We start from the raw sequence: 14249 nt of genomic DNA, 5'->3' as shown, positions 1-14249 counted from the left end.
TGATTAAGCAGATCTGATTACATTTTATCAGGTAGGGATTAAAAGAACTGACCAGGAGTTAACAATGACATATTCTATTACATACAAGTCATCATTCTATCAAAAATCATTTAGTCAATTAGCATTATTAATTGGATTATCTATATTACCTTTTGCCGTGTTTAGTGCTGTACCAGATGGATATCCTGCCGATTATCAAAAAATAATTGATGATGCGAATGAAGAAGGTAAAGTTGTGATTTATGCGACAACTGATACAAAAACCGTTCAGCCATTAATTAAAGATTTCAATACACTCTATCCGGGTATTCAAGTTGAATACAATGATATGAATAGCACAGAAATTTATAATCGATTTATCAGTGAGCAGGCTGCAGGCGGGGCGAGTGGTGATTTAGTCTGGAATTCCTCTATGGATTCGGGTATTAAGCTTGCGACTGATTTTGCGATGACATACGAATCTCCTGAAGTGAAACATTTACCCAACTGGGCTAACTATGACAATAAAGCATTTGGCACAACATTTGAGCCTGTCGTCATTGTTTATAATAAGACTTTAGTTCCAAAGGATGATGTTCCACGTAATCTAGCAGAGCTTGGTAAATTAATTGCAAATAACCAAGAGACATTTAAAAATAAAGTTACAACTTATGATATCGAAAAATCAGCTGTCGGGTTTATGCTTGCAGTACAAGATAATATCCATCATCCTGATTATTTTGGGTTGATGAAGGATTTAGGCTCGGCAAATTTAGTCGTGCAGTCTTCAGTTGGCACAATGTTAGAGCGTATCTCATCAGGTGAAATGTTAATTGGTTATAACTTACTTGGGCCTTATGCTGAAATCAAAGCAAAAACAGATCCCGCTTTAGGCATTGTCTATTCCGATGAGTATACTTTAATCGTTTCACGCGTGGCGTTTATCAGTGAAGCAGGAGAACACCCAAATGCAGCTAAACTCTGGCTAGATTATCTTTTATCTGCAAGAGGGCAAGCTTTAATTGCTGATAGCGCACAACTTGGCGCAATTAGAGATGATATCCCAGGGCCGAATGGATCTAAAGCGATTACTGAACGCATTCCAGGCCAAGTTAAACCTATCCCTATCGATGATTCACTTTTGGCTTTTTTGGAACAGACCAAACGTTTGAACTTCATCAATCAATGGCGTGATGCTACCAATAAGTGATATTAATCCAACTTAATTATACAAAGCGAGTGCTTTAGTTAAGTTGGATGAAATACCAATACAAATAGATATTCCTCTATCCTAAATTCAAACATATCACCACTTTGGACAGGTAAAGCTGACTAGGGCTGAATTATTCAATCGATAGAGGTGGTGTTATGACTCATTTTTATGCCAGTGAGGTGGAGTATGTTTATGTCAACACGATTAGTGCAAAGATTACCAAGAGCGATTGTGGTATTAATAACGCTTTCGATGATCGCATTACCATTAGGGTTGATTTTATACCAAAGCTTTTTATCTGAGCCATTTTTTATGAAATCGGCAACGAGCAGTTTAGAAAGTTACCGTTTTATTTTTTCAGATAGGGATTTTTATAAAGCATTGCGCACAGGTTTTGCAATTGCCATTGGACTGTTTGTGATAGCAGTTCCCTTAGGGGGCGTGCTTGCTTTTTTAATGATAAGAACTGATTTACCTGGTAGACGTTGGATAGAGCCTTTGATATTAGTGCCTATTTTTGTCTCACCTTTAGTACTCGGCTTTGGTTATGTGGTCAGCGTGGGCCCAGTTGGGTTTGTCAGTGAATTTGTTAGAAATATCATTGGGTTTGTGCCGTGGAATATTTATTCCTTAACAAGTATTATTGTCATTGCAGGCTTAACCCATGTTCCTCATGCCTATCTGTACATCTCTTCAGCGTTAAGAAGTATGGGATCCGATGTTGAAGAAGCGGCGCGTATTTCTGGCGCCTCTCCGCTTAAAGTGATGACATCCGTTAGCTTACCAATGGTTCGTCCTGCTATCTTGTATGCCTCTGTTTTACTCTTTTTTTTAGGGCTTGAGGTTTTCGGATTAGTTTTAGTGCTAGGTGATCCTGAAGGGCATCTTGTGTTGGCAACCTATATCTATAAATTAACGAACAAATTTGGCGTACCTTCTTATCATTTGATGGCGGCGGTTGCAGTATGCTTAATTGCTATGACTATACCACTTGTATTACTTCAAAGAATTTTAATTAAAACAGCCAATAGATTTGTGACTATGAAAGGTAAAGCCTCGAAATCTAGAGTCCTACCATTAGGTAAATGGCGCTTAGCGGCAGGAGCAGTTGTTGGGTTTTGGTTGCTAATTACGGTAATTATTCCTGTCTCAGGGATAGTGCTAAGAGCATTTGTCACTCATTGGGGATCTGGCGTATCACTCATAGATGCACTGTCATTTGATGCCTTTAGGCAAGTTTGGGAGCAACCTACCCATATCCGAGCCATTTTTAACTCAGTCATGATAGGCGTTATCGGAGGTGCTTTAGCGGTGGCATGTTATACCTGTATTGGTCTTGCTATGCACCGTAAACCGGATAATGTTACTCGTGTACTAGATTACTCGGTTATGATTCCTAGGGCTGTGCCAGGATTACTTGCGGGACTTGCATTTTTGTGGGTATTTTTATTCGTTCCTAAATGGCTTGATGGCGCATTAAAAGATGGCGTAATGAGCTGGTTGCCATTTGCAGATTCCTTACGTGAAAGTTTAGTGCCTGCGTTACGTAAATTAAGAAGTACTATTTTTAGTGTCTGGCTCGCTTATACCGTTGTCTGGGTGGCCTATGGTCTTAGGTTAATCTCAGCCACGTTATTACAAGTTGGCCCTGAATTAGAGGAAGCAGCACGTTCAGCAGGGGCAACCCCAGGTCAGACAACCAGGCATGTCACCATTCCATTAGCAAAATATGGGTTGATAGGCTCTTGGTTGTTGATGTTTTTAATTTTTGAACGTGAGTATTCAACAGGTGTCTATCTACTAGGTCCAGGTACTGAAACGATTGGTTCTTCCTTAGTCTCTTTGTGGGCTGCTGGGGCAATAGATATCGTTGCCGCACTTTCATTTATTAATATTGCGCTGGTTGTCGTTGGTTTGGGCATTGCGCTTCGCTTTGGAGTAAAATTACATGATTGAGTTATCAGTTGAAAATCTACACTTAAGTTATGGCGATAACCCTGTTCTTAAAGGTTTATCAATGACCTTGAAAAAAGGAGAAGTGGTTTCATTACTTGGACCATCTGGATGTGGTAAAACCACATTACTTAGAGCGGTAGCAGGATTAGAAGAAGCGCAAAGCGGTAAAATTATGATTGGTAGTAATACTGTATTTGATGGCGAATCAAAAATTGATTTACCTGCTGAAAATCGTAATCTGGGTTTGGTGTTCCAATCTTATGCGCTTTGGCCACATCTAACAGTATATGATAATGTGGCTTATCCTCTGCAGTTACGCAATTTGAATAAAGAGGAAATAGCACAAAAAGTTCAGCTAGTTTTAAAAGAATTAGGATTAGCTCATTTATCTAAACGTTTTCCACATGCACTTTCAGGTGGTCAACAACAAAGGGTCGCGATTGCTCGCTCTTTGGTTTATAACCCTCCAGTGCTGTTGCTTGATGAACCTTTATCTAATTTAGATGCGAAAATGCGTGAAGAGGCGAGAGTCTTTTTGCGGGAATTAATCATAGATTTTGGCCTGTCAGCGTTAATGGTTACTCACGATCAAGCAGAAGCCATGGCCATATCAGATAGAATTTTGTTACTCAATAATGGCACAATCGCACAAGAAGGCACACCAGAAATGATGTATGGTGAACCAGAAACACTCTTTACTGCAGAATTTATGGGAAGTAATAATCGATTAGTTGGAAACGTGTTAGAGATACAAGGGGAATATGTTTTAATCGAAACTAAACTTCTTAAAATTTGGGGAAGGGCAAGTAAAAGTGCACTGGCTTCTTTGTCAGTAGGGGATCTAAGTACCGCAGTGATTAGAGTAGAAAGAGTTAAAATCAGTGATGATTCTGCAGCTGAAAATGTGATGACATTACCTCATGTCACTACGATGTATCTGGGGGATAAATTTGAAACATTATTTCGTGATGGAGATGCAAAAAGAGATGTGTCTAATATTACTCATCCTATGGATTTGCCGATATCGATTCGTATGTTTACATCACAAACAGTCAGTTCTGGCGTTTACCACTTGCACTTACCAAAAGAAGATGTATGGATTTATCCACAATAAATGTTAGTTGAGAGTAAAGGTAGTGAAAACTACCTTTACTATACTTGTGTAAACCCCATGAATGGGGCTTACACAAGTATAGTAAATCCACTAATGATAAATTGTTGAGTTCTCCATAACAGTGATGAGTTCAACTTCTTAAGTAATCGATATAATCTTTTAGATAATGGTGACGTCACTAATCTTTACGTATTAGACATATATTTGCTTTAATCCTCTTAGTGTAAGGGCTATAATAGAAGCTAGCGAAAAATTAATTGTATTTTTTTAGCGTATCATAATGAATTCTGTGATCCGATTATGCATTTCAACACTTAAAGTAAAAATATAAAACATGTCAAATACCAGCCAGGGTAAGCATCTGCAAGCCAAAAATAGTCAAAACAAACCTAAACCAGTCTCACTCATCCAAGCTGATAGAGATCTTTTTTCCTACCCACTTTACTGGGCTGAGTGTTATGGAACAGCCCCTTTTCTACCCATGTCCAGAGAAGAGATGGATCAACTCGGATGGGATAGTTGTGATGTCATTATTGTCACAGGTGATGCTTATGTTGACCATCCAAGCTTTGGGATGGCGATTGTAGGGAGATTACTTGAAGCTCAAGGATTTCGTGTCGGGATAATTGCGCAACCGGATTGGAACAGCAAAGAAGATTTTATGCGCCTTGGCAAACCTAATCTTTATTTTGGGGTGGCTGCGGGCAATATGGATTCTATGATCAATCGTTATACCGCTGACCGTAAGTTACGCCATGATGACGCTTATACCCCTAATAATGAAGGGGGTAAACGCCCAGACAGAGCTTCAATTGTTTACACGCAGCGTTGTAAAGAAGCGTTCAGTGATGTGCCAGTGGTTTTAGGTGGAATTGAAGCGAGTCTTAGACGTATTGCGCATTATGATTATTGGTCGGATAAAGTTAGGCGCTCTATTTTATTTGATGCTAAAGCAGATTTTTTAATCTATGGGAATGCAGAAAGACCCTTAGTTGAGCTGACTCATCGCTTAGCTGCGGGTGAGCGCATCGAAGAAATTGAGGATATTCGTGGTACAGCAATGATCCGCAAATTCGCTCGTTATGGTTGGAAGGGTGTTGATTCTACCCATTTTGATACGCCAGGGAAAATCGATCCAATTATCAATCCATATGGAGAGGATTTAGCCTGCCAAACCAGTGGTGGCCCTAAAAAAGATTCAGAGGCTATAGAGGCTATCAATCAAATTGATGTAAAACTTAACATTAAAAATGCGGCTGAACCCAAAAGAATCACAGTACAACCAGCAAAAGCAAGACCTTGGGAACAAACCTATATTTTATTGCCAAGTTTTGAGCAAGTTGCCAATAATAAAGTATTATATGCTCATGCTTCACGTATCTTGCATCATGAAACTAATCCTGGTTGTGCAAGAGCATTAATGCAGCAACATGGTGATCGCTATTTATGGGCAAATCCTCCTGCAATTCCGCTCACAACCGAAGAAATGGATAGTGTATTTGGTCTTCCTTATCAACGCATACCTCATCCAAGTTATGGTGATGCTCGCATTCCTGCTTATGAAATGATACGTTTTTCAGTTAATATCATGCGTGGATGTTATGGAGGGTGCACATTTTGTTCTATTACAGAGCATGAAGGTCGTATCATACAAAGCCGTTCGCAAGAATCTATCATTAGAGAAATTGAAGAGATAAGAGATAAAGTCCCTGGGTTTACAGGGATCATTTCAGATCTTGGTGGTCCTACCGCGAATATGTATATGCTACGGTGTACTTCTCCCAAAGCGGAGCAATCTTGTCGTAGGGCCTCTTGTGTTTATCCGACAATTTGTCCATTTATGGATACTAACCATGAACCGACGATTAATTTATATCGTGAGGCAAGACAATTGCCTGGTATTAAGAAAATTTTAATCGCCTCTGGTGTTCGTTATGATTTAGCAGTTGAAGATCCGAGATACATAAAAGAGTTAGCCGAACATCATGTCGGCGGTTATTTAAAAATTGCCCCTGAACATACTGAAGAGGGACCGTTATCAAAAATGATGAAACCTGGTATGGGGACATATGATAAGTTTAAACAACTTTTTGATATGTACTCTAAAAAGGCAGGAAAGGAACAATACTTAATTCCTTATTTCATCTCAGCTCACCCGGGAACAACAGATGAAGATATGGTCAATCTTGCGCTATGGCTTAAGAAAAATCGATTTAGATTAGATCAGGTTCAGAATTTTTATCCATCGCCTATGGCTAATGCAACGACTATGTATTACACAGAGAAAAATCCGCTAAGGCCGGTTGATCATAAGAGTGAGTTAGTGCTTTCGGCTAAAGGTGATAAACAACGCAGGCTACATAAAGCATTATTACGCTATCATGATCCTGCTAATTTTGCGGTAGTGCGCGCAGCATTAACTGAAATGGGCTTATCTCATTTGATAGGAAATAAAAGGGAGTGTTTAGTGCCACCCGCTAGTAGAGATGAAGTAAGAGAGGCTGAACGTAAAGCTAGGCGTACTCATTTTAAGCCTGCGATGACAAAGCATACTCCAGTGCCTGATAAGGTTAAGCGTTAATTATTTGTGCAGTCATCCTTCCTTCTGTTTTGCGACTCATTCATTTAATTAACCCATGTTAAGTGAATGATTCGCAATAACTCATATGCATTTAAGCATTTTTTATCTTTTTTATATTATATTTATGATATTCTAATCCTAAAATCACAATTCAAAATAGGATAAATTATCACTCCATGGCGATAATAGAATTTCAAATCTCAACAACAATGATTAACTGGATTGCGACTCATAATGGGACCACAGTTACGGCCCTAGCAGATAGACTTGCGCCAAAAAAGCAAGAAAAATTTTTGAAAGGTATTATCAATAAAACAATTGCTGAAAAATTAACAAAGTTGGGTGGAATTCCTTTTGGTTATCTTTTTTTAGCAACACCACCAAAAATAAGTAAATCTAAAATCCCAGATCTAAGACAAACTGTCAATGCAACTGAATTGAGTGCTAATTTTTATGAAACGTTAGAGGATGTAAAAAATAAAGTTAATTGGTATAAAGATTACTTAGAGAATATTGGCTCTGTTGTTGAACTATCATTTATAGGAAAATTCGAATTAAGTAAAAATCTATCCCCAACGGCAGTTGCTTGTGACATTATAAAAATTATAAATTTTGATTTACATAAAGAATTACCGTCCTTAACTCATGACTCATATTTTAAAAAAATAGCCTCATTACTTGAAAATATTGGCATCCTTGTATTTAAAAACGGTGTGGTAAAAAACAATAATGCAAAAACATTAGATGTGAATGAATTTAGAGGATTCTCTTTAATTGATAAAGTTGCACCAGCTGTTTTTGTAAACAGTAAAGATTCGTTTTCTGCTCAAACATTCACATTACTACATGAAGTTGCACATTTGTGGATTGGCAAAGAAGGCGTTTCTAATTGGACGAATGAGAACAAAATAGAGGCATTTTGCAATCAAGTTGCAGCCGAAATTTTAATGCCCACTGAAATATTGTTAAGACAATGGAACCGATGTGAGAATGTAACTATTCACAACAAAGTTTTTTCTATTTCTCAATATTTTAAAGTCAGCCCATATGCTGCTGCAATAAAACTTTATCAATTAGGGTTAGTTCAATTTAACGTTGTAGATGATATTAAAAATAGGTTGATAAATTTAAATTCTAAAAAAAATGGTGGGGGTAATTTTTACTACACAGTGCCCTATAGGAATAGCCAAAAATTAACGACTATTATTGTTAATAGCGCTATGTCCCAAAATATTTTATTGAGAGATGCTGCTAAATTATTGAATATAAAGCCTGATTCAGTGGTTAGTCTCTATTATAAAATATTAAGTAAGGAGGTTGTGTGAAATATCTTATTGATTCAAATATTTTTATTCAATCTAAGAATTTTGAATATAGGTTTGAGTATTGTAGAATTTTTTGGGATTTACTTGTAAAGCTGCATGAAAAAGGTATTGTTTATAGCATTAATGCAGTCAAAGAAGAATTGCTCCAAAAAGATGATGACCTAAGTGATTGGATCAAAAAATGAATTATCAGTATTACCGACAAGTTTTTTTGAAGATGAACTAACCTCTACATTAGCATATAGCAAGTTAATAAATTGGGCCAATCTCAAAACGTTACTTCAAATGCAAAATTAGATTTTGCTAGTACAAAAGCTGATGCCTTCTTGGTTGCCCATGCGAAACAACATCATTTTCATATAGTAACTGCTGAAAAGTTTAGTCCCGATGTTAAAAAAAGGATATTAATTCCTAATGCTGCAAAAGCTTTTGGTATTCGAACGTTTACATTATGCGAATTCTTGCAGCGCCATGCAGGACATAATTTTTCAGTTAAATAAGATGGGATTGAATTATCAATTTAATCTCATCTTATTGGCTCTGCAATGCTAATCGAAGCGCATTATGTTCTATTATTATTAAATTGGTGTGCCTTAAGTTAACATTCACCATTTTTTGAGTGCATTTAGCGCAAAAGGACCAAATTTTGTCGCATTAAAGGAAGGGATGGTTATATCTTCTTCAATCAACATTAAGTGTAATGCTGTTTTAGGAAGTGCATTATACAGTAAGGTCACAGACTTATTCTCATTAGTCGCATTATATGAAAGATTAGAGTTTTCAGTCTCGCAAGATGCAATTTGAGACTCTTTAGATAAAAGCCTATATCTAGTTTGCGTATCAATATCAATTAAGATTAAACTATGCTTATGACCTGCGGGCCATAAGCAAAATCCTCTATCGCCTCCTAAATAGGTCAACTTAATTAAAGTTTCAGTTTCATTTCGCATCACTGAATCTAAGCGAATTAAATTTGCTGAGTCGTTTATACAAATATCCTGAGTTACCCCTCCATTAATCCAACTAATTTTTCCAGCAAAACACTGACTAGAATTTGACGAAGGTTGATTATCATTTGAATTATTCTTAGCAAAAACTGGTCCAGTCATTAAAGTTAAGCCAGAAATGATTAATAAAAAATAGAATTTATACATTGTGTTTTCCTAATATAGATTAGTCTTTAAATGCAAAGTGAAGTGTTCTTATTTGAGTTTTGTTGTCAATAAAAAACTAGAGTAAGAGGGCTAATTTTAACGAGCAAGCTTATTTTAAACTCATTATAACCCTTACTCTAGATAACAAAAAGTGTTTGAACAGGCCAACCGTATATTTGCAGTATACAGAAGAATCCATTTATTTGAAGTGCAGGCACGTTAAATAAGCATGAACCGTATTCAGGTTAGATTTAACACTAATGATTAAAATCCGCTCTCACACCAATTCTTTAAGTCAATATCTATCAGTCATATTTTGATGTGCGGATAGGGCAAATGATGATTTAGTGCCTAAATTGTTTTATATGCCACTGTAAAAAGTGACTATTAGCGTGAGCAATATCACAATTTTTATACTCCAAAACAGTAAAACAAAACTTAGGAATGACTCAAGCAAAAATTGGGAAGTGAATATTTTGGTTTGTTGTTACCTTATATTTACCCCTAAGCGTGTGATGGTACTTAAAAGCGTTACTTTGCTGGTGGTTAATTTCAATCTTGCAATTGCTCTGACTCATTTTAGGAGATGTCATGATGATTAAACAAATATTAGCCGTAACAACCGCTTTAGTTATGACCTTAACATCAACAGCAGGATTCGCACAGGAGACTGATAAAGATGGTGTGCATTTATATCTGATTCGACATGGTAAAACGATGTTTAATACCACAAGCCAAGTACAAGGATGGGCTGACTCGCCACTTACCGCTGTAGGGGTAGAGGGTGCAAAAGCTGCTGCATTAGGATTAGCAGAGACTCCTTTTGTTGCTGCATATACAAGTGATTTAGGCAGGGCGCGCCATACTGCAAAAATTATTTTAGAACAGGGTGATCGAGGAAACCTCGTTTTGAATGATGATGAGCGCCTTCGTGAATGGAATTATGGGGGCTATGAGGGGCGAGATGATGTCGAGATGTGGAAACCTTTATTTGAAGAGCTTGGTATGGAATTTAAACCTGATTGGAGTAATTGGGGAGAATTTACTGCAAAAATGAGTGATGAAGATATCGCTAATGCCATTGCTAGAAATGACAAGCTACAGTGGGCTGAAACATATGATCAAATTAAAACACGCTACACTCAGTCAATCAACGACATTGTTAAAGCTACTGAATCTATAGGAGGTGGTAATGTCATGATTGTTAGTCATGGTGGTGCAATTGGTTCAATTTTAGATATTTTTACTCCAGGACAAGCTATTGGAGCAGATATTGGTAATAGCAGTGTGACAGTCATTCATTACAAAGATGGGCAATATACGTTAGAAAAAGCGGGTGACTTGAGTTATTTAGAAAAAGGTAAGGCACTATTAGCTAAATAATGTTTTATCGATTCACGAAATAATCAGTAATAAAAGCAAATTTGGATTATTAATCAAATAATTTAGAGTTTTTGGGATTCAGTCCAATATCAATAACAGAGTGATTGGCTAATTTACGGCCAATCACGAGTAATCAATCAATCTATATTTTGGAGTATGAAATGAAAATATTATTATGTTGTGATGCAGGCGCGTCAACGAGTATGGTCGCTGCAAGTATGCGTAAGGCATTAACAGAATCAGAACAGCATTTTGTTATAGAAGCAAAATCTTCACAATTATTTAGTGATGTCTATAAAAACTATGATGTTGTTTTAATTGGACCTCACATCAGATATAAAAAAGCCGGTATGGAAAAAGAAGCTCAACAAGACAATATCCCTGTAGAAATTATTGATTCGATGGACTATGCCATGCAAAACGGCGCTAAAATTTTAGCATTTGCAAAGCAATTGCGCCTTGATGCTGATAATAAATAAACTTCATGACCGCTAAATACCTCGATTAATTGAGGATAGCGTAATTAAAAAGATAGTTAACATAAAATATATCTAGATTACTAGGTATTAGGGGGGCGCATGTCTAAAGTTTTTCAATTCATACAAGAAAATATCGCTGATAAATTAGCTGTGATGAGTGAAAACGTCATTTTGCAAGCTATTCGTAATGGAATGATGGTAACCATCCCATTTACGATAATTGGTAGCTTATTTTTAATACTAGGAAGTTTCCCAAGTCCAATTTGGGAAGAGATTATCACGCCTTATAAGGGATATTTGGATGTTGGCTATGAATTCACGTTTGGGATGATAGCGATTATCGTCGTCCTATCTGTTGCATATAATTTAGGGCGAAATTTAGGCTTAAACCCACTTAATAGTGCAGTTGTTGCGATGATAACGTTTACAACAATCCAAGTAGAACCTATCGATGGGGGCGGATTTGCATTAAGCACTGCTAATTTTGGCGTAACAGGGATATTTACCGCTATCATGATTGCTATACTGGTACCTTATACCATGGCTGCATTTCAAAAAATGAATTTAGTCATTAGATTGCCTGGTGGAGTGCCTTCTTATGTTTCAGACTCTTTCTTAAGTTTGCTACCTGCTACGTTTGTGATTTTACTTGCTTGGGCGATTCGCGTTTTTTTTGGATTTGATGTCAATGCAATCGTTGGAGTGATATTTTCACCTCTAGTAGACGGATTAAGTACCTTGCCTGGTATTTTGTTGATGTGCTTTGTTGTATTGCTACTTTGGACCTGTGGACTAAATGGAGACAGTGTATTAAATGGTATTTATACACCTATCATGCTCGCATTTTTAGCTGAAAATAGCTTAGCATTTAAAACTGGCGCTGCAATACCTCATATTACGGCGGATGGCTTTTTCCATTTTGGTTTATGGATTGGCGGAACAGGTGCAACATTTGCACTAGTATTATTAATGACACGTTCTAAAAGCAAAACCTATCGCTCTTTATCTAAGGTATGCCTACCAGCTGGTACTTTCACCATTAATGAACCATTAGTGTTTGGCTTTCCTATTATGTTCAATCCAGTAGTCATGATTCCTTATATTTTAACGCCGCTTGTTTTATCTGCTGCAACTTACCTATTAATGCATTTTAATATTATTGGTAGGCCTGTTATTGCCATTCCTTGGACTACGCCGCCCTTATTTAGCGCATTTTTAGTCACAGGGGGAGATTTTAGGGCAGTTATTTGGCAGGCGATTGAGATTATTATTGCGATTTGTATCTATTACCCTTTCTTTAAAGTAGCTGAAAGAACCAAAGTAGCTGAAGAGAAACTAGCAGAAGAAACTGCGTTAACAAATGCTTAAATTGTATTATTAATCATTATTTTTAATTTTGAATGCTTAAAAGGTCTCATTTTTTATCTCTTGTCATGCAAACTACAATTTCCTGTAGGACACGTACTGGTTTTGTTTTACAGGAAAATCGTTATGCACTCTAATTGAGATATTTTGTGCTCGCAATATATGCAGGACATTTTTTATATGAGTTAAAAATAGGCCTTGCTTAATTACTACATTTTTTCTGGAGTGTCCTATGCAATATCAATCTATTTCCCCACTATCAAAACAGTTTTTGTGGGGCGCGGCTACAGCAGCATATCAGTGCGAAGGAGCAAAGCTAGAAGATGGAAAAGGGTTGTCTATTGTTGATTTGAATATTAATCCTAAATTTGCAGATACATCAGTGACAACCGATCATTACCATCGGTATAAAGAAGATGTCGCATTAATGAAAGAATTAGGTCTAAAAGCGTATCGCTTTTCAATCGCCTGGCCACGTATTTTCCCAAATGGTGATGGTATCATCAATCAAAAGGGACTCGATTTTTATAGAAATCTCATTGATGAATTAGTCAAAAATGGTATTGAGCCATTAGTGACACTTTATCATTTTGATTTGCCAAAGGCGTTACAAGATAAGTATCAAGGGTGGTCTAGTCGTCAGGTGATTGATGATTTTTTTCATTTTTCTAAAACAGTGATAGATGAATTTTCCGATTCAGTGACCCACTGGTTTACAATTAATGAACAAAGTAATATGTTCGCACTTCCCTATTTATTGGTATTTGATGAAAATGATACCAGAAGTATTGAAGAGCAAAAATACCAAATGAATCATTATATGACTGTTGCACATGCTAAAGTTGTTGAGTATTGCCGAACCCAGTATCCATCACATAAAATTGGGCCTGCAATTGGGTTATCCCCTTACTATGCGGCTTCAGCTTTACCAGAAGACGTTCTAGCAACGCAGGTTTGTGCTGATTTTAAAACCTATTTTTTTATGGACCTCTATTTTAAAGGTGAGTATAAAGCCAATATCTGGAAGTATATACTGGAACAAGGGTACAACCTTGATATTTTAGAAGAAGATTTGGCACTCATGAAATCAGCTAAACCGAATTTACTGGGTATTAATTATTATCAAAGTACCATGGTCAGAGCGTGCCCTGAAACTGAGGTGGCTCAAGATGTTGCGATTGATGAAAATGGTGCAAAGCAAGCGATTTTTGAAACTGCACCTGGTCGCTATCAAGTCATACAAAACCCTAATTTAAATACAACGCCTTGGGGATGGGAGATCGATCCGATAGGACTTCGTATATTATTAAATGATATCTATGCAAGATACCCAGTTCCGATTATCATAACTGAGAATGGTATTGGCGGCCAAGAAAGCTTAGATGAAAACAACACTGTCGATGACAGTTATCGCATTGAATATTTATCTGAACATCTTGATGCATTGACGCAATCGGTAAATGATGGAGTTGACGTTGTTGGATATTGCCCTTGGTCATTTATGGATTTACTGAGTACCTCAAGTGGGTTTAATAAGCGTTATGGTTTCGTTTACGTCAATAGAACTGATAAGGAATTATTAGATTTAGCACGGTATAAGAAAAAATCTTTTTATTGGTATCAATCCCTCATTCAATCAGCAACAAAGTAGTGAATAACGCATTGCTAAAGTTAATGTATGAGCTCAGTTTGATTTAGGA

At 36.9% G+C, this 14249-nt stretch carries 10 protein-coding genes and 1 pseudogene; 10 read left to right on the top strand and 1 reads right to left on the bottom strand.

Annotated features, from left to right (window positions below; all coding sequences use genetic code 11):
- Positions 1–64: 64 nt before the first annotated feature.
- From BMW37_RS04630 to BMW37_RS04605, 6 genes and pseudogenes are all read left to right on the top strand, one after another.
- The gene (locus tag BMW37_RS04630) at positions 65–1189 is read left to right on the top strand and encodes an ABC transporter substrate-binding protein (RefSeq protein ID WP_093318175.1); all 1125 of its coding nucleotides are present in this window, start codon (positions 65–67) and stop codon (positions 1187–1189) included.
- A 195-nt stretch (positions 1190–1384) separates the two neighbouring features.
- On the top strand, positions 1385–3148 hold the full coding sequence (locus BMW37_RS04625; protein WP_093318174.1) for an ABC transporter permease: 1764 nt from the start codon (positions 1385–1387) through the stop codon (positions 3146–3148).
- Positions 3141–4262 (top strand): ABC transporter ATP-binding protein, encoded by a 1122-nt coding sequence (locus BMW37_RS04620; RefSeq protein WP_093318173.1) that lies wholly within the window; start codon positions 3141–3143, stop codon positions 4260–4262. The genes BMW37_RS04625 and BMW37_RS04620 overlap by 8 nt, the downstream gene beginning before the upstream one ends.
- A 334-nt stretch (positions 4263–4596) precedes the next feature.
- Positions 4597–6843, top strand: a complete 2247-nt coding sequence (locus tag BMW37_RS04615; protein WP_093318172.1) for a YgiQ family radical SAM protein — start codon at positions 4597–4599, stop codon at positions 6841–6843.
- Positions 6844–7019: 176 nt separating this feature from the next.
- Positions 7020–8168, top strand: coding sequence for an ImmA/IrrE family metallo-endopeptidase (locus tag BMW37_RS04610; RefSeq protein ID WP_093318171.1), 1149 nt, complete (start codon positions 7020–7022; stop codon positions 8166–8168).
- Positions 8165–8668: pseudogene (locus BMW37_RS04605) on the top strand (DUF4411 family protein). The gene BMW37_RS04610 and the pseudogene BMW37_RS04605 overlap by 4 nt, the downstream one beginning before the upstream one ends.
- A gap of 105 nt (positions 8669–8773) precedes the next feature.
- On the opposite strand, the gene BMW37_RS04600 reads toward BMW37_RS04605, so the two are convergent.
- On the bottom strand, positions 8774–9322 hold the full coding sequence (locus BMW37_RS04600) for a hypothetical protein (protein ID WP_093318166.1): 549 nt from the start codon (positions 9320–9322) through the stop codon (positions 8774–8776).
- A gap of 591 nt (positions 9323–9913) precedes the next feature.
- Between BMW37_RS04600 and BMW37_RS04595 the strand changes: the two genes are divergently transcribed.
- The 4 genes from BMW37_RS04595 to BMW37_RS04580 all read left to right on the top strand — a co-directional run bounded on the left by BMW37_RS04595 (position 9914) and on the right by BMW37_RS04580 (position 14200).
- Positions 9914–10705: a histidine phosphatase family protein gene (locus BMW37_RS04595; RefSeq protein WP_093318165.1), complete on the top strand. Its 792-nt coding sequence runs from the start codon at positions 9914–9916 to the stop codon at positions 10703–10705.
- A 161-nt stretch (positions 10706–10866) separates the two neighbouring features.
- Entirely contained in the window at positions 10867–11184 is a 318-nt protein-coding gene (locus BMW37_RS04590; RefSeq protein ID WP_093318164.1) for a PTS sugar transporter subunit IIB, read from the top strand.
- A 99-nt stretch (positions 11185–11283) separates the two neighbouring features.
- A complete protein-coding gene (locus BMW37_RS04585; protein WP_093318163.1) occupies positions 11284–12552 on the top strand; it encodes a PTS sugar transporter subunit IIC in 1269 nt (422 codons plus the stop codon).
- A 229-nt stretch (positions 12553–12781) separates the two neighbouring features.
- The gene (locus BMW37_RS04580) at positions 12782–14200 is read left to right on the top strand and encodes a glycoside hydrolase family 1 protein (protein ID WP_093318162.1); all 1419 of its coding nucleotides are present in this window, start codon (positions 12782–12784) and stop codon (positions 14198–14200) included.
- Positions 14201–14249: the final 49 nt, after the last annotated feature.

The sequence above is a fragment of the Thorsellia anophelis DSM 18579 genome, from assembly GCF_900111395.1.
GTDB lineage: Bacteria > Pseudomonadota > Gammaproteobacteria > Enterobacterales > Thorselliaceae > Thorsellia > Thorsellia anophelis.
The sequence above is the reverse complement of the archived record's forward strand: the minus strand, read 5'-3'. Positions and strand labels throughout refer to the sequence as shown.

Bases quoted from the DNA above. Each gene is read 5' to 3' on its own strand.
- BMW37_RS04625 (WP_093318174.1), top strand. From the start codon at position 1,385: ATGTCAACACGATTAGTGCAAAGATTACCAAGAGCGATTGTGGTATTA.
- BMW37_RS04580 (WP_093318162.1), top strand. From the start codon at position 12,782: ATGCAATATCAATCTATTTCCCCACTATCAAAACAGTTTTTGTGGGGC.
- BMW37_RS04615 (WP_093318172.1), top strand. From the start codon at position 4,597: ATGTCAAATACCAGCCAGGGTAAGCATCTGCAAGCCAAAAATAGTCAA.
- BMW37_RS04600 (WP_093318166.1), bottom strand. From the start codon at position 9,322: ATGTATAAATTCTATTTTTTATTAATCATTTCTGGCTTAACTTTAATG.
- BMW37_RS04630 (WP_093318175.1), top strand. From the start codon at position 65: ATGACATATTCTATTACATACAAGTCATCATTCTATCAAAAATCATTT.
- BMW37_RS04595 (WP_093318165.1), top strand. From the start codon at position 9,914: ATGATGATTAAACAAATATTAGCCGTAACAACCGCTTTAGTTATGACC.
- BMW37_RS04590 (WP_093318164.1), top strand. From the start codon at position 10,867: ATGAAAATATTATTATGTTGTGATGCAGGCGCGTCAACGAGTATGGTC.
- BMW37_RS04610 (WP_093318171.1), top strand. From the start codon at position 7,020: ATGGCGATAATAGAATTTCAAATCTCAACAACAATGATTAACTGGATT.
- BMW37_RS04585 (WP_093318163.1), top strand. From the start codon at position 11,284: ATGTCTAAAGTTTTTCAATTCATACAAGAAAATATCGCTGATAAATTA.
- BMW37_RS04620 (WP_093318173.1), top strand. From the start codon at position 3,141: ATGATTGAGTTATCAGTTGAAAATCTACACTTAAGTTATGGCGATAAC.